General features: G+C 66.3%; 11 protein-coding genes and 2 tRNA genes. 8 read left to right on the forward strand and 5 right to left on the reverse strand.

Annotated features, from left to right (window positions below; translation table 11 throughout):
- Positions 1-240: 240 nt before the first annotated feature.
- The 4 genes from K3U96_RS08850 (at position 241) to K3U96_RS08865 (ending at position 12,687) form a co-directional block, all read left to right on the forward strand.
- A complete protein-coding gene (locus K3U96_RS08850; RefSeq protein WP_220692757.1) occupies positions 241-930 on the forward strand; it encodes a MerR family transcriptional regulator in 690 nt (229 codons plus the stop codon).
- A 674-nt stretch (positions 931-1,604) separates the two neighbouring features.
- Positions 1,605-10,844 carry a type I polyketide synthase gene (locus tag K3U96_RS08855; RefSeq protein ID WP_220692758.1) on the forward strand — a complete coding sequence of 3,080 codons (9,240 nt, stop codon included), beginning with the start codon at positions 1,605-1,607 and terminating at the stop codon, positions 10,842-10,844.
- Positions 10,845-10,859: 15 nt separating this feature from the next.
- Positions 10,860-11,252: a holo-ACP synthase AcpS gene (acpS, locus tag K3U96_RS08860; protein WP_069403737.1), complete on the forward strand. Its 393-nt coding sequence runs from the start codon at positions 10,860-10,862 to the stop codon at positions 11,250-11,252.
- A 100-nt stretch (positions 11,253-11,352) separates the two neighbouring features.
- Complete coding sequence (locus tag K3U96_RS08865; RefSeq protein ID WP_220692759.1) at positions 11,353-12,687, forward strand: dipeptidase; 1,335 nt, start codon at positions 11,353-11,355, stop codon at positions 12,685-12,687.
- Here K3U96_RS08865 and bcp read toward each other — a convergent pair.
- On the reverse strand, positions 12,676-13,149 hold the full coding sequence (bcp, locus tag K3U96_RS08870) for a thioredoxin-dependent thiol peroxidase (protein ID WP_220692760.1): 474 nt from the start codon (positions 13,147-13,149) through the stop codon (positions 12,676-12,678). The two genes, K3U96_RS08865 and bcp, sit on opposite strands and share 12 nt — an antisense overlap.
- Before the next feature lie 114 nt (positions 13,150-13,263).
- On the opposite strand from bcp, the gene K3U96_RS08875 reads away from it, so the two are divergent.
- Complete coding sequence (locus K3U96_RS08875; protein ID WP_069403752.1) at positions 13,264-13,491, forward strand: DUF3618 domain-containing protein; 228 nt, start codon at positions 13,264-13,266, stop codon at positions 13,489-13,491.
- A 570-nt stretch (positions 13,492-14,061) separates the two neighbouring features.
- On the opposite strand, the gene K3U96_RS08880 is transcribed toward K3U96_RS08875, so the two are convergent.
- Positions 14,062-14,134: transfer RNA gene (locus K3U96_RS08880), tRNA-Lys, on the reverse strand.
- A gap of 155 nt (positions 14,135-14,289) precedes the next feature.
- On the opposite strand from K3U96_RS08880, the gene K3U96_RS08885 reads away from it, so the two are divergent.
- From K3U96_RS08885 to K3U96_RS08895, 3 genes are all read left to right on the forward strand, one after another.
- A complete protein-coding gene (locus tag K3U96_RS08885) occupies positions 14,290-15,510 on the forward strand; it encodes a L,D-transpeptidase (protein ID WP_220692761.1) in 1,221 nt (406 codons plus the stop codon).
- Between the two features lie 530 nt (positions 15,511-16,040).
- Entirely contained in the window at positions 16,041-17,018 is a 978-nt protein-coding gene (locus tag K3U96_RS08890; RefSeq protein WP_220693458.1) for an IS481 family transposase, read from the forward strand.
- A 29-nt stretch (positions 17,019-17,047) separates the two neighbouring features.
- Positions 17,048-17,704 carry a hypothetical protein gene (locus K3U96_RS08895; protein WP_131815051.1) on the forward strand — a complete coding sequence of 219 codons (657 nt, stop codon included), beginning with the start codon at positions 17,048-17,050 and terminating at the stop codon, positions 17,702-17,704.
- Between the two features lie 301 nt (positions 17,705-18,005).
- Here the strand turns inward: K3U96_RS08895 and K3U96_RS08900 are convergent, their stop codons facing one another.
- The 3 genes from K3U96_RS08900 to orn form a co-directional block, all read right to left on the reverse strand.
- Positions 18,006-19,622 (reverse strand): serine/threonine-protein kinase, encoded by a 1,617-nt coding sequence (locus K3U96_RS08900; protein ID WP_220692762.1) that lies wholly within the window; start codon positions 19,620-19,622, stop codon positions 18,006-18,008.
- A gap of 191 nt (positions 19,623-19,813) precedes the next feature.
- Positions 19,814-19,889 (reverse strand) — tRNA-His (locus K3U96_RS08905).
- A gap of 35 nt (positions 19,890-19,924) precedes the next feature.
- Positions 19,925-20,572, reverse strand: coding sequence for an oligoribonuclease (orn, locus tag K3U96_RS08910; RefSeq protein ID WP_069403742.1), 648 nt, complete (start codon positions 20,570-20,572; stop codon positions 19,925-19,927).
- Positions 20,573-20,644 lie beyond the last annotated feature (72 nt).

The following is a 20,644-nucleotide window of genomic DNA, read 5'->3' on the forward strand; positions in this document are numbered from 1 at the left end:
CCAATTGTGCCGTGGTGAGCTCACTCACCGGACCCATATCGAGTTGGCTGAAAGTTGTGCATGTGCACAGCGCGCAACGAGCGATTAGCATTGCTAGCTGGTCTGCAAGCCATAGCTAGCAAATATCCGGGTTTGTGGGAATGATTCGCTCGCGGGTGGCTGATCGCGGTTAAAGTGGTCGCATGACTCGAGGCAGCGCCGAGGCGGTGTGCATTTCGCACCCCGCGGGGAGGGCTCGGTTTGGCTGAGTACCGACTCGATGAACTCGCGCGGATCTCCGGTGTCAGCGCCCGCAACATCCGTGCCTATCGCGAAAGAGGGCTGCTCGACCCGCCGCGCAGGGTGGGGAGGTCGGCGTTTTACGACGACTACCACCTGTCGCAACTGCGCACCATCAACCAGTTGCATCGGCGCGGCTTCAACTCGGCGCACATCGCCGAGTTCTTCGCCAGCATGCGTCAGGGCGCCGACCTGGCCGACATCCTGGGAATACAGCGCGCCGTACTCGGTCCGCCCGATGAGGAAGGCGAGCCAAGTGCGACGCCGACGCCGGAGAGCGGCATCGACGTCGACCCCGGCGGCGACGAGGTGCGCCGGCTGATCGAATACGGGCTGGCCGAGCTCGTCGAGGGCGCTGTCGTGCTCGTCGACCCGGTCATCGGTGACGTCGTCGCTCGGGCGGCGGACCAAACGGCCTACCTTCGCGCCCTGCTGCGCATCTACGAAACGACGCGACCCGCGATCGCGAACATGGCCAGCGGATTCGTCGAGGTGATCGACGACTGTGTGACCGACACGTTCGGCCCGCAGGCCCCTGAGCCCGAAAAGATCGGCCAAGTGGCCCAGGATTACCGCGACATGTGGCGCCGGGTGGTGGCCGGCGAGCTGGACAAGGCGTCGCGACGACCCCAAAACCCGACGGCCCACTAGGGGCCGGGCGGTTCGCTGGGCAACCCCGGCGCCGTCGCGCTGTCGGCCCGCCGACTCCACTGAACCCGTGTCACCGCGGTGACCAGTGGCGCACCAGCGGTCGGTCGGGGGAGTCGGCGTGGGGATCAACCACATCCTCACCGCCCCGCATGGGGCGATGGGACTAAAACCTTACCGAGTAGTAAGTAACTTCAGCAAACAATCCGCCGTGGCTGGGTTACGGAGTCGGCAATTTTCGGCGGATTGTCACCTTTTCGACGTGCGATCCCGCTGGTAGGGCGAGCCGCCAAAATTCTAGATAACGATTGCATAACAATACTGCCTTGATCAGGGAAATTACCCCTACTCCACCGTAACCACCTGCATGCAGGACATTTGTCCCGGAAGCCTTCGGCGCGCGTCGAACCGCGCGTTACCGAACTCACGGTTACTAAAGCGTAGAACTCGCTAGTAACCATTTCGGCGGTCAAAATGGCCAAGTTCTTATGACACTCTTAGTACGGCTGGCGAGTCCGCGAGACGGTCGTGAGACCCGTCTGGGCGGACACACCTGAACCAGTCGGATTCGACGCCGAATCGACCGCGCCCCGCGCACGCGCGCGCGAGCCGCCAGCGCATCAGGCCGACAGCCACAGACGACGAGCAGTAATGCGGGACCGAGGAGATAACACGACGTGACGATCAACGAGCAGCACCGGGCGCCCGCCGACCGCAAGACGCCGGACGCGGCCACCATCGCAGGTACGCACGCCCTCGTTGATCGGCTCAACGCGGGCGAACCCTATGCCGTGGCGTTCGGCGGCCAGGGCGGCTCCTGGCTGGAGAACCTCGAAGAGCTCGTCAGCTCGGCCGGCATCGAGTCTGAGCTCAGCGAGGTGGTCGGAGAGGCCGAGCTGCTGCTCGAGCCGGTGGCCCGCGAGCTGGTCGTGGTCCGGCCCATCGGTTTCGAGCCGATGAAGTGGGTGCGGGCATTGGCCGCCGAGGAGCCGCTGCCCACCAACAAGCAGCTGATCACCGCCGCGATCTCGGGCCCGGGCATCCTGCTGACGCAGATGGCCGCCATCCGCGCGTTGACCCGCCAGGGCCTGGATCTACAGGGCAGCCCGCCGGTGGCCATGGCCGGGCACTCCCAGGGTTTGATGGCCTGCGAGTCGCTGCGCGCCAACGGTGCCAGGGACGCCGAGCTGCTGGCCCTGCTGCAGCTGATCGGCGCGGCCGGTTCCCTGATCTCGCGGCGTCGCGGCATGGTCGGTCGCGGGGACAAGTCGCCGATGGTGTCGGTGACCAACGTCGATCCCGACCGCATCGCCGACCTTCTCGAGGAGTTCTCCCAGGACGTCCGCACGGTGTTGCCACCGGTGCTGTCGATCCGCAACGGCAGGCGGTCGGTCGTCATCACCGGCACCCCGGAACAACTCGGTCGCTTCGAGCTGTACTGCGCGAAGATCACCGAGAAGGAGGAAGCCGAGCGCAAGAGCAAGCTGCGCGGCGGCGCGGTCTTCTCACCGGTGTTCCACGGCGTGCAGGTCGAGGTGGGCTTCCACACGCCACGGCTGGCCGACGGGGTCGAGCTGGTCGACCGGTGGGCCGCTAAGTGCGGCATCGACGCCGAGTTGGCGCACGAGATGACCGAGTCGATCTTCGTGCGACCCATCGACTGGGTGGCCGAGGTCGAGCGGCTGCACGACGCGGGCGCCAAGTGGATCGTCGACCTCGGCCCGAGCGACACCGCGACCCGGGTGACCGCGCCGATTGTCCGCGGCCTCGGCATCGGCCTGGTGCCCGCCGCGACCCGGGTCGGTCAGCGCAACCTGTTCACCGTCGGCGCCGAACCCGACGTGCCGCCCGCCTGGTCGAGTTTCGCACCGACCACCGTGGCGCTGCCCGACGGCTCGGTGAAACTGTCCACCAAGTTCACCCGGCTGACCGGGCGCTCACCGATCCTGCTCGCGGGCATGACGCCGACGACCGTCGACGCCAAGATCGTCGCCGCGGCCGCCAACGCCGGGCACTGGGCGGAGCTGGCCGGTGGTGGTCAGGTCACCGAGGAGATCTTCGAGAACCGCATCGCCGAGCTGACCGGGCTGCTCGAGCCCGGCCGCGCCGTGCAGTTCAACTCCCTGTTCCTCGATCCGTATTTGTGGAAACTGCAACTCGGTGGAAAACGGTTGGTGCAGCGGGCGCGTCAGTCCGGTGCGCCGATCGACGGTGTCGTCGTGAGCGCGGGCATCCCGGAACTCGACGAAGCCGTGGACCTCATCGACGAGCTCAACACCGTGGGCATCAGCCACGTGGTGTTCAAGCCCGGCACCGTCGACCAGATCAAATCGGTGATCAACATCGCCGCCGAGGTGCCCGGCAAGGACGTCATCGTGCACATCGAGGGTGGTCGCGCGGGCGGGCACCACTCCTGGGAAGACCTCGACGACCTGCTGCTGGACACCTACGCCGACCTGCGCAAGCTGTCCAACATCACGGTCTGCGTCGGCGGTGGCATCGGCACCCCGGAGCGCGCCGCCGAATACCTGTCCGGCGACTGGGCCAAGGCCTACAACTACCCGCCCATGCCCGTCGACGGAATCCTGGTCGGCACCGCGGCGATGGCGACGCTGGAGGCCACCACCTCACCGGCCGTCAAGCAGATGCTCGTCGACACGACCGGCACCGACCATTGGATCAGCGCCGGAAAAGCCCAGGGCGGCATGGCATCCTCGCGCAGCCAGCTCGGCGCCGACATCCACGAGATCGACAACGCCGCGTCACGGTGCGGCCGGCTGCTCGACGAGGTCGCCGGTGACGCCGACGCCGTCGCGGCCCGCCGCGACGAACTGATCGCGGCGATGGCCAACACCTGTAAGCCCTACTTCGGCGACGTCGGCGAGATGACCTACCTGCAGTGGTTGCAGCGCTATGTCGAGTTGTCGGTCGGCGACGGCGACAGCACCGCCGATACGGCGGCGCCGGGCAGCCCCTGGCTGGCCGACACCTGGCGTGAGCGGTTCGCCGACATGCTGCAGCGGGCCGAGGCCCGGTTGCATCCGCAGGACTCCGGCACCATCGAGACGCTGTTCGACGATGCTGCGCTGCTGGAGAACCCGCAGCAGGCGATCGCCGCGCTGCTGGCGCGCTACCCCGACGCCGAGACGCTCAAGCTGCATCCCGCGGACGTGCCGTTCTTCGTAACGCTGTGCAAGACGCCGGGTAAGCCGGTGAACTTCGTGCCGGTCATCGACAAGGACGTGCGCCGCTGGTGGCGCAGCGACTCGCTGTGGCAGGCCCATGACGCGCGGTACTCGGCCGACCAGGTCTGCATCATTCCGGGCACCCAGGCGGTCGCGGGCATCACCCGCGTCGACGAACCGGTGGGTGACCTGCTGGACCGCTTCGAGCAGGCCGCGATCGACCAGGTGCTGGCGACGGACGGCCGACCCGTACCTGTGGTGTCGCGGCGCTATGCGCGCGCCGAGACCACGGGGCCGCTCTCGGTCGTGCTGGACTCCCCGGACGTGTTGTGGGCGGGGCGCACCGCGATCAACCCGGTGCACCGCATCGGGGCGCCCGAGGAGTGGCAGGTCAACGATGTACCCGGAAAGCCCAGCGCCACACACGCTTCCACCGGTGCCCGCCTCGAACTGGGCCCCACCGGCGTCACGTTGAGCGTCCCGCTCTCCGACATCTGGATCAACATTCCGTTCACCCTTCCGCCCTGCACCGTCAACGGCGGCATGCCGGTCGTCACCGTCGAGGACGCGTCGGCGGCGATGCGCTCGGTCCTCGCGATCGCCGCGGGCGCCCAGACACCCGACGCGCTGCCGCCCGTGCACGGCGACACCGCGACGGTGACCGTCGAGTGGGATCCCGAGCAGGTCGCCGACCACACCGGGGTCACCGCGACGTTCGGCGCGCCGCTGGCGCCGGGGCTCACGCTGGTGCCCGACGCGTTGGTGGGGCACTGCTGGCCGGCGGTGTTCTCCGTCATCGGTTCGGCCGCCACCGAGGCCGGCTTCCCCGTCGTCGAAGGCCTGCTGAGCCTTGTGCACCTGGACCACGCCGCGCACCTGCTCGAGCCGATGCCCAAGAGCAAGGCCGAATTGACCGTCACCGCAAAGGTTTCGACGGCTGTCGACACCGAGTACGGGCGCGTCATCCCGGTCCAGGTCGGCATCGCCGACAGCAACGGCACCGTGCTGGCCCGGCTGGAGGAACGGTTCGCGATCCGCGGGCGCACCGGCGCGGCCGAACTCGCCGATCCGCCGCGTGCGGGCGGCGCGATGACCGACAACGCCACCGACACCCCGAGGCGCCGTCGCCGCGACGTCACCGTCACCGCGCCCACCGACATGAGCGCGTTCGCGGTCGTCTCCGGTGACCACAACCCGATCCACACCGACCGGGCGGCCGCACTGCTGGCAGGGCTGAAAACGCCCATCGTGCACGGGATGTGGCTCTCGGCGGCGGCCCAGCACGTGGTCACCGCGACCGATGGCAGGGCCACTCCGCCGGCCCGCCTGGTGGGCTGGACCTCACGCTTCTTGGGCATGGTGCTGCCCGGCGACGAGATCGAGTTCCGGGTCGACCGCGTCGGTATCGACCGCGGCGCCGAGGTGATCGAGGTGGCCGCACGGGTCGGCAACGAGCTGGTGATGTCGGCGACGGCGCAACTGGCCGCCCCGAAGACGGTCTACGCCTTCCCCGGCCAGGGCATCCAGTCCAAGGGCATGGGCATGGAGGTGCGGGCGCGGTCCAAGGCCGCACGCAAGATCTGGGACACCGCCGACAGGTTCACCCGCGACGTGCTGGGTTTCTCGGTGCTGCACGTGGTGCGTGACAACCCGACCAGCCTGATCGCCTCCGGTGTGCACTATCACCATCCCGAGGGTGTGCTCTACCTGACGCAGTTCACCCAGGTCGCGATGGCCACGGTCGCCGCGGCCCAGGTCGCCGAGATGCGTGAGCAGGGCGCGTTCGTCGAGGGCGCGATCGCCTGCGGCCACTCGGTCGGCGAATACACGGCGCTCGCCTGCGTCATCGGTGTCTACCGACTCGAAGGCTTGCTGGAAGCGGTCTTCCACCGCGGCTCCAAGATGCACGACATCGTCCCGCGTGACGCGCACGGCCGCTCGAACTACCGGATGGCCGCGATCCGACCGTCCCAGATCGATCTCGAAGATGTCGACGTGCCGGCCTTCATCGACGAGATCTCGCAGCGCACAGGCGAATTCCTACAGATCGTGAACTACAACCTGCGCGGCTCGCAGTACGCGATCGCCGGAACGGTCGCCGGGTTGGAGGCCTTGGAGGAAGAGGTCGAGAAGCGCCGCGAGATCACCGGCGGCAAGCGCTCGTTCATTCTCGTGCCCGGTATCGACGTGCCGTTCCACTCCTCGGTGCTGCGTATCGGGGTGAACGACTTCCGCCGGGCGCTGGAACGCGTGATGCCCGACGCGACACCTCCCGAACTCGTTGTCGGACGCTACATCCCGAACCTGGTGCCGCGCCCGTTCACCTTGGACCGCGACTTCATCGAAGAGATCCGTGAACTGGTTCCCGCCGAGCCGCTCGACGAGATCCTGGCCGACTACGACACCTGGCGTAACGAGCGGCCCGCCGAGTTGTGCCGCAAGGTCGTCATCGAGCTGCTGGCCTGGCAGTTCGCCAGCCCGGTGCGCTGGATCGAGACCCAGGATCTGCTGTTCATCGAGGAGGCCGCGGGCGGCCTGGGGGTGGAGCGCTTCGTGGAGATCGGCGTGAAATCCGCTCCGACCGTCGCGGGTCTGGCGGAGAACACGCTGAAACTGCCGGAGTACTCGCACAACACCACCGAGGTGCTCAACGCCGAACGTGACGCGGCGGTGCTGTTCGCCACCGACACCGACCCCGAACCCGAGGCGGATTTCGACGACGCACCTGAACCGCAGGCCGGCGCCGTCGAGCAGGCGCCGCCCGCAGCGGTCCCCGCGGCGCCCGCGGCTCCTGCTGCGCCGTCGGGCGGCCCCCGTCCAGACGACCTCTCCTACGACGCCGCCGACGCCACCATGGCGCTGATCGCGCTGTCGGCCAAGATGCGTATCGACCAGATCGAGCCGCTGGACTCCATCGAGTCGATCACCGACGGCGCGTCGTCGCGACGCAACCAGCTGCTGGTGGATTTGGGGTCGGAGCTGAACCTCGGCGCCATCGACGGTGCGGCGGAGGCCGACCTGGCCGGGCTGAAGGGTCAGGTGACCAAGCTGGCCCGCACCTACAAGCCGTTCGGCCCAGTGCTTTCCGATGCGATCAACGACCAGTTGCGCACCGCGCTCGGCCCGTCCGGGAAACGTCCGGCCTACATCGCCGAACGGGTCAAGAAGACCTGGGAACTCGGCGACGGCTGGGTCAGGCACGTCACCGTCGAGGTGGCGTTGGGCACCCGCGAGGGCGCCAGCGTGCGCGGTGGTGACCTCGGCGTGCTGCACGACGGTGCGCTCGCGGATGCGGCGACCGTCGACAAGGTGATCGACGCCGCCGTCGCCGCCGTCGGTGCGCGGCAGGGTGTTGCGGTTTCGCTGCCCGCGGCCGCCGCAGGCAGCGGAGGCGGTGTGGTCGATTCGGCCGCACTCGGCGAGTTCGCCGCACAGGTGACGGGCCCCACCGGGGTGCTCGCCTCGGCGGCCCGCCTGATCTTGGGTGAGCTCGGCCTCGACGCGCCGGTGAGCATTCCGGACAAGACGGACGCCGAGCTGATCGATCTGGTCACCGCCGAATTAGGTTCGGACTGGCCGCGTTTGGTGGCGCCGGTGTTCGACGGCCGCAAGGCGGTGCTGTTCGACGACCGGTGGGCCAGCGCGCGCGAGGACCTGGCCAGGCTGTGGCTGGTCGACGAGGGCGAGATCGACGCCGACTGGGCGCGGCTGTCCGAACGGTTCGAGGGTGCAGGCCACATCGTCGGCAAGCAGGCCACCTGGTGGCAGGGCAAGGCGCTGGCGGCGGGCCGCAATATCCACGCCTCGCTGTACGGCCGCGCCGCCGCGGGCGCCGAGAATCCCGGCCGGGGCCGCTACAGCGACGAGGTCGCGGTCATCACGGGTGCGTCGAAGGGGTCCATCGCCGCGTCGGTGGTGTCCAAACTCCTCGACGGTGGCGCGACGGTGATCGCGACGACGTCGAAGCTCGACGACGACCGGTTGGCGTTCTATCGCGCGCTTTACCGCGACCACGCGCGGTTCGACGCCAAGCTGTGGGTGGTGCCGGCCAACATGGCCTCCTACACGGACATCGACGCGCTGGTCTCCTGGGTTGGCAGTGAACAGACTGAAAGCCTTGGCCCGCAATCGATCCACCTCAAGGATGCGCTGACGCCGACGTTGCTGTTCCCGTTCGCTGCGCCGCGGGTGGCCGGTGATCTGTCGGACGCCGGATCGCGCGCCGAGATGGAGATGAAGGTGCTGCTGTGGGCCGTTCAGCGGCTGATCGGTGGGCTGTCGCATGTGGGTGCCGAACGGGACGTCGCCGCGCGGCTGCACGTCGTGCTGCCGGGCTCCCCGAACCGCGGCATGTTCGGTGGTGACGGCGCGTACGGCGAGTCCAAGTCCGCGCTCGACGCGCTGGTCGCCCGGTGGAAGGCCGAGTCGTCCTGGGCGCACCGAGTCTCCTTGGCGCACGCGCTGATCGGCTGGACCAAGGGCACCGGGTTGATGGGCCACAACGACGCGATCGTCGACGCCGTCGAACAAGCGGGGGTGACCACCTACACCACCGACGAGATGGCGACCATGCTGATCGGATTGTGCGACATCGACGCGAAGGTGGCCGCGGCACGTGAACCGCTGCAGGCCGATTTCACCGGTGGGCTCGCCGACGTGGATCTGGATCTCGCCGAACTGGCCGCCAAGGCTCGCGAGGAGATGACGTCGGAGCCGACCGATGATGAGGACGATGAGCACGGAATGATCCGCGCGCTGCCCTCGCCGCCGCGCGGTCACCGCGCGGCACCGCCGCCGGCGTGGGACGACCTGGACGTCGATCCGGCCGATCTGGTGGTCATCGTCGGCGGTGCCGAGCTGGGCCCGTACGGTTCGTCGCGGACCCGCTTCGAGATGGAGGTCGACAACGAGTTGTCGGCGGCCGGGGTGCTGGAGTTGGCGTGGACCACCGGATTGGTCAAGTGGGAGGACGACCCGACCCCCGGCTGGTACGACACCGAGTCCGGTGATCTCGTCGACGAAGGCGAACTGGTGGAGCGCTACCACGACGCCGTCGTCGAACGGGTGGGTATCCGCGAGTTCGTCGGGGACGGCGCGATTGACGCTGATCACACTGCGCCGCTGCTGGTTTCGGTGTTCCTCGACAAGGACTTCACGTTCGTGGTGTCCAATGAGGAAGAGGCCAGGGCGTTTCACCGGGCCGACCCGGAGCACACCGTCATCGCGCCCGTCCCGGACAGCGGTGACTGGCAGGTCACCCGTAAGGCGGGCACCGAGATCCGGGTGCCGCGTAAGACGAAGCTGTCCCGCACGGTCGGCGCGCAGATCCCCACCGGGTTCGACCCGATGGTCTACGGCGTCAGCCAGGAGATGATGAACTCCATTGACCGGCTGGCGATCTGGAACCTCGTCACCACCGTGGACGCGTTCCTGTCCGCAGGGTTCACACCGACCGAACTGATGCGCTGGGTGCATCCCAGCCTGGTGGCCAGCACGCAGGGCACCGGCATGGGCGGTATGACGTCGATGCAGACGATGTACCACGGCAACCTGCTGGGCAGGAACAAGCCGAACGACATCCTGCAGGAAGTCCTGCCCAACGTGTACGCCGGACACGTCGTGCAGTCCTACATCGGCAGCTACGGTGCGATGATCCACCCGGTCGGCGCGTGCGCCACCGCGGCCGTTTCGGTCGAGGAGGGCGTCGACAAGATCCGGTTGGGCAAGGCCGAATTCGTCGTCGCCGGGGGATACGACGACCTGACGCTGGAAGCCATCATCGGCTTCGGCGACATGGCGGCCACCGCGGACACCGAGGCGATGCGGGCCAAGGGCATCAGCGACGCGCGGTTCTCCCGGGCCAACGACCGGCGCAGGCTCGGGTTCGTCGAGGGGCAGGGTGGTGGCACCCTGCTGCTGGCCCGCGGCGACCTCGCGCTCAAGATGGGCCTGCCGGTGATGGCGGTGGTGGCCTACGTGTCGTCGTTCGCCGACGGCGTGCACACGTCGATTCCGGCCCCGGGTATGGGCGCGCTCAGCGCGGGCCGCGGCGGGCGGCAGTCGGAGTTGGCGCGTTCGCTCGCCAAACTCGGCGTCGGCCCCGACGACATCGCCGTGGTGAGCAAGCACGACACGTCGACGCTGGCCAACGACCCCAACGAGACCGAGTTGCACGAACGGCTGGCCGACTCGTTGGGCCGGTCCGAAGGCGCGCCGCTGTTCGTGGTGTCGCAGAAGAGCCTGACCGGACACTCCAAGGGCGGCGCAGCGGCCTTCCAGATCATGGGCCTGTGCCAGATCCTGCGCGACGGCGTCATCCCGCCCAACCGCAGCCTGGACTGCGTCGACGACGAGCTCGCTAACGCCGCGCACCTCGTTTGGCTGCGCGACACCCTGCGGTTCGGCGAACAGTTCCCGCTCAAGGCCGGTTTGGTGACCAGCCTGGGCTTCGGGCACGTATCCGGTCTGGTCGCGCTGGTGCATCCGCAGGCGTTCATCGCCGCGCTGAGCCCGCAGCAGCGTGCGGACTACCTCGAGCGCGCCAACGCCCGGGTGCTGGCGGGTCAGCTGCGGCTGGCGTCGGCGATCGCGGGCGGCCCGCCGATGTACGAGAAGCCGGCGGACCGCAGGTTCGCCGGGGATGCATCGGAGAAGCGGCAGGAGGCTCAGATGCTGCTGGACCCGACGTCGCGGCTTGGCGATGGCGACGTGTATGTGGCGTCGACACAGTGAGATAGCGTCACGGCTATGGCGATAGTCGGGGTGGGGATCGACCTGGTGTCCATCCCGGAGTTCGCCGAGCAGGTCGACCAGCCGGGCACGGTGTTCGCCGAGACGTTCACCCCCGGTGAGCGCCGCGACGCCGCCGACAAGAGCTCGTCGGCGGCGCGGCATTTGGCCGCGCGGTGGGCGGCCAAGGAAGCCGTCATCAAGGCGTGGTCGGGTTCGCGGTTCGCCAAACGGCCCGTGCTGCCCGAGGGCATACACCGCGACATCGAGGTCGTCACCGACATGTGGGGCCGGCCGAAGGTCCGGCTGACCGGTGCGATCGCCGAGCATCTCAAGGATGTGACGATCCATTTGTCGCTGACGCACGAGGCAGGCACCGCGGCGGCGGTCGCCATCCTCGAGGAACGCTGAGCCCACTTCCGCGAGGGACCGTGTCTGCACACGACACGCCGCGCTTGGCCGGCAGTTTGCGGTCTCTCGCGGTGAATGCTGACCGGGTAGCGTCGTGGCCATGGGTGATCTGGTGCAGCGAGTGCGTGAGGTGCTGCCCTCGGTGCGGCGCGACCTCGAGGATCTGGTGCGTATCGAGTCGGTGTGGGCCGACCCCGCCCGCCGACCCGAGGTGCAGCGCAGCGCGGACACCGTGGCAAAACTGCTCTCCGATGCGGGATTCGGCGATATACAGATCGTCAGCGAAGGTGGTGCACCGGCCGTGATCGCGCGCCATGCGGCCCCGCCGGGCGCCCCGACCGTGCTGCTGTATGCCCACCACGACGTTCAACCCGAGGGCGACCACACCCAGTGGAACACGCCACCGTTCGAGCCGACCGAGCGCGACGGCCGACTTTACGGTCGGGGTACCGCCGATGACAAGGCCGGTATCGCAACCCATTTGGCGGCGTTTCGGGCGCACGGTGGCAACCCGCCGGTCGGGGTGACGGTGTTCGTCGAGGGCGAGGAGGAATCCGGCTCACCGTCGCTGTCCAAGCTGCTGGCCGCGCACCGCGAGACGTTGGCCGCCGATGTCATCGTCATCGCCGACTCCGACAACTGGAGCACCGACGTGCCGTCGCTGACGGTCTCGCTGCGCGGGCTCGCCGACTGCATCGTCGAGGTGGCCACCCTCGATCACGGGCTGCACTCCGGGTTGTGGGGCGGGGTGGTGCCCGACGCGCTCAGCGCGCTGGTGCGGTTGCTGGCCAGCCTGCACGACGACGACGGCAACGTCGCGGTCGCCGGCCTGCACGAGGCCACCGCGTCCGACGTCGACTACCCGCCCGAACGGGTACGCGACGAGACCGGGTTACTCGATGGGGTGTCGGAGATCGGTTCGGGTTCTGTCCCACAACGGCTTTGGGCCAAGCCGTCGATCACGGTCATCGGGATCGACACGACGTCGATCGACAAGTCGTCGAACACCCTGATCCCGCGGGCCAAAGCGAAGATCAGCATGCGGGTTGCGCCTGGCGGTGACGCCGGCGCGCATCTTGCCGCGCTGACGCGTCACCTCGAAGAGAACGTGCCGTGGGGAGCGCAGGTTACCGTCACCCCCGGCGACCTCGGCCGGCCGTACGCGATCGACGCCAGCGGCCCCGTCTACGACGCCGCACGGGCGGCGTTTCGGGAAGCGTGGGGCGCCGAACCCGTCGACACCGGTGTGGGCGGCTCGATCCCGTTCATCGCCGAGTTCGCAGAGGCGTTCCCGTCGGCCAAGATCCTGGTCACCGGGGTGGAAGATCCTGCGACACAGGCGCACAGCGTGAACGAGAGTCTGCATCTGGGCGTACTGGAACGCGCGGCCACCGCCGAGGCGCTGCTGTTGGCGAAGCTGGGCTCAGACGGATAGATCGCGTCGTAGCTTCGCGACGTGGCCGGTGGCGCGAACGTTGTACTGGGCCGCCTCGATGTTGCCCTTCTCGTCGACGAGGAAGGTCGAGCGGATAACCCCTTGAACGGTCTTGCCGTACATGGTTTTCTCGCCGAACGCGCCCCACGCGGTGAGCACCTTGCGTTCGGGATCGGACAGCAGCGGGAAAGTCAGCTTCTGCGCGTCGCGGAACTTGGCCAGTTTCTCCGGCTTGTCCGGTGAGATACCGATGACGTCGATACCGGCGTCGTTGAGCTCGCTGAGGTTGTCGCGGAAATCGCAGGCCTGTTTGGTGCAGCCGGGCGTCGACGCGGCGGGGTAGAAGTACACGATGACCTTGCGGCCCTTGTAGTCGGAAAGCTTGACCGTGTTGCCGTCGGCATCCGGCAGGTTGAACGCCGGGGCTTTGTCGCCAACCTCGAGTCGCGGTGTCTGTGGCACGCCTGGACATCCCTTCATGTCGACCTTTGCGCTCCGGTGAGCGCGGGCTGCTTTAGGGTAGATCGGCAGGCTCCGAAGTGGAGTTGCGACTTCTCAGGCGGCTTGGAGGCGCAAGTGGCAGACCGCGATCCCGACACCATCAAGCGGGAGATCGATCAGGCGCGTAATCAGCTGGCGTCGACCGTGGACATTCTGGCCGAACGGGCCAACCCCACCAGGCTGGCCGAGGACTTCAAGGCCGGCGCGGTGCGGTTCGTCAAGAAGCCGGCCGTGGCGGTGACGCTGGCCGGCGTGGGTGCGTTGCTGCTCGTGCTGACGGTGCGCCGAATCAAGCAGCGCTGAGGCCGTCAGCCCCGGCGACGCGCAGAGCGCAACCAGTCGGCGAACGAAAAGCTCGGGGGATTGGCGACTCGGCCGAGCCGGCTGCAGCTGTACACCGCGACCGGACTGTCCCCAGTTACCTCATCGGCAGCGTACGAATCCACGGCGCCTGCCGTAAACGATCCGCTTATCTGCGACATCAGCTAATTCCCCGTCCGTTTGTGCAACTTGCTGACCTGCGGGCTGAGAGCCAGCCGTCAGCTAACCGACTGTATCAGAATTATGCGCGTTCTAGCAGCCTAAAACCGGAAAACTCGGTGCCAACGCTGTCTCTTCCGCAACTATCAGCCGGCATTTGTGACCAAAGCCATAACTTTGCTTATGCTGCCACCAGCACACATCAATCCGGCAGGCCGCCGATCAGGGACGATAATTGACGCCTGCGTAATCCGCAACGATTTGGTCGGCATCGGGTGGGAGCGCGGAGCGGGCGCCCGCGGGGGCATGGCGCGTCATCTGCGCGATTGAGAAGAAGTGCCGCCGGCCCAGAGGACGGCGGCACAAGGATCGCAGAGATCGACCCCGGGTAAGTGCGCCGTCAGGGTTTCGAACCCCGGACCCGCTGATTAAGAGTCAGCTGCTCTACCAACTGAGCTAACGGCGCGCGTGTGCGACAATAACAGGCCCTCTGGCGCGGCGTGAAATCCCGAGCGCAGGGGGTCGCGCAGAGCCCGTCGAGGCGCCTTGCATTCGAATTTGCCCATACACTGTTGCAGAGAAGCGTTGCTCTGTTGTTCCTGGTTGCGAGGTGGAAAGAAAATGTGGCAGGTCCAGACAGTGACCCGTCCGCGTCGGCGTCGTGCATGGCTGACGGCCATTGCCCTTGTCCCCGTGGTCGCGTTGGGGCTGTCCTCCTGCAGCAGCAGTTCCGCACCTCCCGAGACCCAGGTGATCTCCGACAAGGGCACCCCGTTCGGGGATTTGCTCATCCCCAAGCTCGTGTCGTCGGTCAAGGACGGGGCGGTGGGAGTGAGCGTCGACGCCCCGGTGACCGTCAGCGCCGAGTCCGGCGTGCTGGGTTCGGTCACGATGGTCAACGAGAACGGCCGCTCCGTGGACGGCAAGCTGAGCCCCGACGGCCTGACGTGGGCCACCACTGAGCCGCTCGGCTACAACAAGCGCTACACGCTGACCGCGGAGTCGATGGGCCTCGGCGGCGCCACCAGCAGGCAGATGACGTTCGAGACGCATTCGCCGGAGAACCTGACGATGCCTTACGTCGTGCCCAGCGACGGCGAGGTGGTGGGCGTGGGTCAGCCGGTCGCGATCCGGTTCGACGAGAACATCCCCAACCGGCTGGCCGCCCAGCGGGCGATCACGGTCAAGACGACGCCGCACGTCGACGGCGCGTTCTACTGGCTGAACAACCGCGAAGTGCGTTGGCGCCCAGCCCATTACTGGAAGCCCGGTACGACGGTTGATGTGTCGGTCAACACCTACGGCGTCGACCTCGGCGACGGCCTGTTCGGGCAGGAGAACGTCACCACGCACTTCACCATCGGTGACGAGGTGATCTCCACGATCGACGACACCACCAAGACGCTGACCGTGAAGCGCAACGGCGAAGTCGTCAAGACCATGCCGGTGTCCATGGGCAAGAACAGCACCCCGACCAACAACGGCACCTACATCGTCGGTGAGAAGCGCTCGCACATGGTGATGGACTCGTCGACCTACGGGGTGCCGGTCAACTCACCCAACGGCTATCGCACCGAGGTGGATTGGGCGACCCAGATCTCTTACAGCGGCATCTACGTGCACGCTGCGCCGTGGTCGGTGGGCAGCCAGGGCTCGAGCAACGTGAGCCACGGCTGCGTCAACGTCAGTACCAGCAACGGGCAGTGGTTCTACAACAACTCGAAGCGCGGTGACGTCGTCGAGGTCGTCAACACGGTCGGTTCCACGCTGCCGGGCACCGACGGCCTGGGGGACTGGAACATCCCGTGGGAGACGTGGAAGGCCGGCAACGCCAACATCTGAGCCGAAAAACGGTCAGGGAGCGGAATCCGCTCCCTGACCGATCGGGGTGGCTGACGGGACTCGAACACCCATGCGTGGGGTGGATCCTTGCATTGAGAAGCAAAACTACTCCCTGATCTGCGATGGTCAGGCTTTGCTAACTACCTTGTAGGTCCGGTAGATACACCGCCATGCAACGTCGGCGTTGCATGGAATGGACCTACGCGGTGGCGGGTGTTGTTTGGAACAACGCGGCTCCAACGCAGATCGGCGTACCGTTTCTCACAGGAATTTTCCAGGCGGTCAATTTCCGGGGGTCAATATGTCGGAGCCGGGGTGGTATCCGCCGCTTGAGGGTGCACACTGGGGTCGGCCAGCAGAGGAATTCCCCGCACCCGAGCTGGCACCCACGAAGCAGCGGAGCTGGCTGGTGCCCGCAGCCCTAGCTGTAATGACCAGGCAGGTTGTGGACGGCGTGGCGTGAGGAAGTAGGTGAGGACCTCCGGTATCGGTGTGGTTACCACACTCACATCGATCACCGAGAGGTCCTCATGTCTCACGCTAATGCCTTGTTGACCCCGAAGGGCCGATTGCGGTTGGCTTGCTGCGTTGTCGATCAGGGCTGGCCGCTGCGCCGGGCTGCTGAGCGGTTCCAATGCTCGCCGGCGACGGCCAAGAAGTGGGCCGACCGCTACCGTGCCGGTGGTGTCGCGGCGATGGGTGACCGCTCGAGCCGTCCGCACGCCAGTCCGAACCGGACTCCCAAGAAGACCGAACGGCGGATTATCAACCTGCGCTTCACCCGGCGGTGGGGACCGCACCGCATCGCCTATCACCTGCATCTGTCGCGCTCGACGGTGCAGGCTGTACTGGGCCGTTACCGGATGCCGCTGTTGTGCCATCTGGATCAGAACACCGGCCTGGCGGTGCGCCGGCCCAAACCGCGCCGATATGAACATGCTGCGCCGGGGGATCTGGTGCACGTGGACATCAAGAAGCTTGGTCGTATCCCTGATGGCGGTGGCCACCGCAAGCTCGGGCGCACGGTCGGCAACCGGAACAACAACAAGCAGGGCCGCGGCTACGCCTTTTTGCACCATGCCGTTGATGACCACTCTCGGCTGGCTTACTCCGAGATCCTCGACGATGAACGAAAAGAGACCGCCGCCGCTTTCTGGAAACGCGCCAGGCAGCACTTCTCTGATCATGGAATCGTGATCAAGCGGGTGCTGACCGATAACGGATCCTGTTATCGGTCAAAGGTTTTCGCCGAGGCCTTGGGCACCCAGGTCCAACACAAGAGGACCCGTCCGTACCGGCCGCAGACCAACGGCAAAGTCGAGCGGTTCAACCGCACCCTCAACCAGGAATGGGCCTACGCCCAGACCTACCTCACCGACGAAGCCCGCGCCGCGACCTACCAGGCATGGATCCATCACTACAATCACCACCGACCCCACACCGGCATCAAGGGAAAGTCACCAATCGAACGCCTCAGCGTTCACAACCTGCCCGCGAAGAACACCTAGCCGTCGGTGTCGCTGGTATCGCCTCCGCTGTGACATTGGGTGTGGTGTTGTGGCCGCGGCAGCTGACCGCACCAGCCCCGCCGACTGTTGCGGTGCCCGTCCCCGTCCAACCGCCTGCGCCCACCACGCATGCGCTGCCGTCTATCGAGATGATCTCGAAGTCGGTGCAAGCCTCGATGCAGAAGGATCTGGACTCCGACCCTGGCTTGTCAGGGTTGCAGGTTATGAAAGTGGAGCTCGTTCACAAGTCGGGCAACGAGTACAAGGGCATCGCCAGGATACGAACTTCGGATGGAGAGTCGCATGAGGTTCCTGTCGAAGTCACATCCGACGAAAACAACACGCTGTGGGAAACTCCGCCGGGCGCGTTCAACTTTGTCCGTGACACGCCCCCGCCGCCGGTGGTCAAACCCCCGCCTGCGGCCGCAGGCCCTGTCGAGAATTTCAAGATCTGCCCATCAGGCTTGAGTGGGGTTGCATCCGGCGACACTAGTTGCGCCTTCGCCGACAGTGTCCGTTCGTCTTGGTATTCCCATCCAGGCCCCACGGTTGTTGCCTACAGCCCGGTAACGCATCAGTCATACGTGATGCACTGCATTTCCGCGGTTACGGATGTGTGGCCACAAGCGATGCGTTGTCTGGGCACGAATAACCAAGGCACGATTCTGATCGTTTATATCGGCTAGGGGAGAGAGCCGATCGAGCTTCGTGATGATCCAGGCCGAGCCGCGTTCGTTAACTCACTGGGCTTCGGACCTGCAGCCGGACCGCAAGGAGCTGGGAACCGACGCGCTGCCGGTGATCACCCTCCACGGTCTCGCCATACGCACGCGGCGGTGCTGCTGGAGGTGCGGGAGAACCCGACGGTGGTCCCGAAACGTTTCGGGCACACGACGTTCACCACGACGATGGACATCTACTCCCATGTCACACCGACGATGCAGCGGTCGCCGGTGGACCGCTTCGCCGCTGGCGGCCGTTGTGTCATCAGTAGCAACTCACAGTTCCCATCGACTCAGCCGGAGGCGTCGGGTTTGGCTCGCTGGAATATTGCAGCGCGGGCATTCCCAAGTATCGGGTGTTGGGGGGCATTCTCGCCTCGGCCGGCGGCACGCTCATTGGGAACGCGATGATGATGTCGGTGTAGTACAGCAGGTTCGACGGACATCCAGACGACGCGCTCGCGGGCTGCGGATTCCAGGCTCGCAGAACTACCTTATTCGAAACACGGTAGCCCTCTGCGCAGCTCGGCTCGCAGACGTTGAAAACAGCGATGCCGCTGCCATCCGCACCGTCTCGGCCCCAGGCGGTCCAGGTGATGTCTTGCAGTGAGAGCCCTCCGCTCGCACAGAAGAGTAATTCTGCGGTCGTGGGCCGATCCGTCGGCGGATCGTTCGAGTTGAAGCATGCCGTGAGTGCGTAACCGTTCTCCACCGGTGGCTGTGTAGCCGTCGCCGGTACCGGGGCCAATGAAGTGGGCGATGGCGCCGGTGGCGAGAACGGATCCATAGGACCCCGGGTCGGACTCATTCCCGGCGTGGTCAATGAAGAGGGGGTCGACGGGTCGCCGTCGGAAGTATTGCGGTCGGACCAAGGGCGCCACAGCAATAGGGTGCCGGCCAGAAGAATGACCACCGCGGCTGCGATGGTCGGAATCAACCAGCGCCTGATGGCTTGTCGCGCAGCCGTCGTCGATGTGGGCGCGTCCCGACGCCGGACCAATGCCAGTTGTGTTGGCGCACTAGACCGCCGGGCTGTTGAGTCAACGCTGGTTCTGGCCTCCAGTGCCCGTGCGAAGTCAACACATCGGATGTACCGGTCTGCTGGCGACTTGGATAGGGCTTTCAAAAGAGCTGGATCCAGTGCAGCGAGATCGGCGCGAGTATCGCTAAGCGCGGGTGCAGGTGAATTCAAGTGCTTGCTGATCACAACAGCAGGGTTCGAATTCGGGAAAAGGGGAGCGCCGGTCAAGAGGTGGTAAGCGGTGGCCGCCAAAGCGTACTGATCCGCGCGCCCGTCGATCTGCTCGCCCATCAACTGTTCGGGTGCGGCGTAAGCGACCGTGCCCACTGTCGTGTTCGTAGTCGTCAGGCCGTTGACGTCGTCGATGTTCCTGGCGATGCCGAAATCGGCAAGCAGTACGCGCTGATCGCCTTCTTCGTCCTCAGTGAGGAGGATGTTGGCCGGCTTCACGTCGCGGTGAAGCAGCCCGCGCGTGTGCGCATAATCGAGTGCGCTCGCAACGGCGGCGACTATCGGGATCACCTGGTCCGCGGGCAGTCCGGCGGGATACCTCTCGGACAGCTGAAGGCTTAGATCCTGACCGTCGACGAAGTCCATCGCGATCCAGAGTTGGCCATCGTGCTCGCCGCGATCATGGACTCCGACGATGTTCGGATGCCACAAGGTCGACGCAAGATCCGCCTCACGACTGAACCGGGACCGATACTGCGGGTCTGCCGACCACTCCTTCGGCAGGAGCTTCAGTGCATCGTGGCGTGGCAGCCTCGGGTGCTGAGCAAGATAGACCTCGCCCATACCGCCGGACCCAAGCAGCCGGATAATGCGGTAGCCAGCGAAGTCCGCCCCGTTACTAAGCGGCATCCACCGGATGCTACGGCCCGGCGTCTCCGTCGAGAGATCGGCTACACCTTGCCAACGGAGACTGGCTTGTGGTCGCGGCCGGAACGCGGCCCTACTCGCGGAGCTCGCTCGCTATTGCATATTTCGTTGCATGAACCCCTGAACGACCACCGCCCCACCCGCTAAAGCGCAGGTGGGGCGATGTTCACAGTTGGGGTGGCTGACGGGACTCGAACCCGCGACAGCCAGGATCACAACCTGGTGCTCTACCAACTGAACTACAGCCACCATTGCCGCGGCGTGTTGCTGCGGCGTCGTCGATACTATCCGCTCGGGCGCTGTCCGGCCGAATCGATAACGTTCGCGTCGGTGCCGTTGGTCCCTAGTTCGGCTGCGATCGCGGCGATGTCGCTGGTCGAAGGCCCGGGCGGGGGTACGAACGCGGTACGCCGGTAGTAGCGCAACTCACGGATCGACTCGTGAATGTCGGCCAGGGCGCGGTGCGCGAGGCCCTTCTCGGGCTGGCCGAAGTAGATCCTGGGGTACCAGCGCCGGCAGAGTTCCTTGATGGAGCTGACGTCGATCATCCGGTAATGCAGGAAATCGTCGAGCTTGGGCATGTCGCGGGCGATGAAGCCGCGGTCGGTGGCGATCGAGTTGCCGGCCAGCGGCGCGGTCTTGGCCTGTTTGACGTGCGTGCGGATGTAGTCGAGCACCATCTCCTCCGCCGCGGCGACGTCGACGGTCGAGGTGCGGACCTCCTCGATCAGCCCCGATTTCGTGTGCATCTCGGTGACGACGGGGATCATCGACGACAACGCCTGATCATCGGTGTGGATGACGACGTCGAGACCGTCACCGAGGATATTGAGGTCGGCATCGGTCACCAGCACCGCGATCTCGATGAGCCGGTCTGACGCCAGATCCAGCCCCGTCATCTCGCAGTCGATCCACACCAGTTCGTCCCGCACAGCATCTCTTCCTGTCATCCCCCGCCTTTCGGCCGTGGGCCCATGGCTCGCCTCAGACGATCACAGTACTGT

The sequence above is a fragment of the Mycolicibacterium holsaticum DSM 44478 = JCM 12374 genome, from assembly GCF_019645835.1.
GTDB classification, from domain to species: Bacteria; Actinomycetota; Actinomycetes; order Mycobacteriales; family Mycobacteriaceae; genus Mycobacterium; species Mycobacterium holsaticum.

What these genes read in the sequence shown, in the direction of transcription:
- acpS (WP_069403737.1), top strand. Translation starts at nt 10,860, where the DNA reads ATGGCGATAGTCGGGGTGGGGATCGACCTGGTGTCCATCCCGGAGTTC.
- K3U96_RS08865 (WP_220692759.1), top strand. Translation starts at nt 11,353, where the DNA reads ATGGGTGATCTGGTGCAGCGAGTGCGTGAGGTGCTGCCCTCGGTGCGG.
- K3U96_RS08885 (WP_220692761.1), top strand. Translation starts at nt 14,290, where the DNA reads ATGTGGCAGGTCCAGACAGTGACCCGTCCGCGTCGGCGTCGTGCATGG.
- K3U96_RS08890 (WP_220693458.1), top strand. Translation starts at nt 16,041, where the DNA reads ATGTCTCACGCTAATGCCTTGTTGACCCCGAAGGGCCGATTGCGGTTG.
- K3U96_RS08900 (WP_220692762.1), bottom strand. Translation starts at nt 19,622, where the DNA reads ATGCCGCTTAGTAACGGGGCGGACTTCGCTGGCTACCGCATTATCCGG.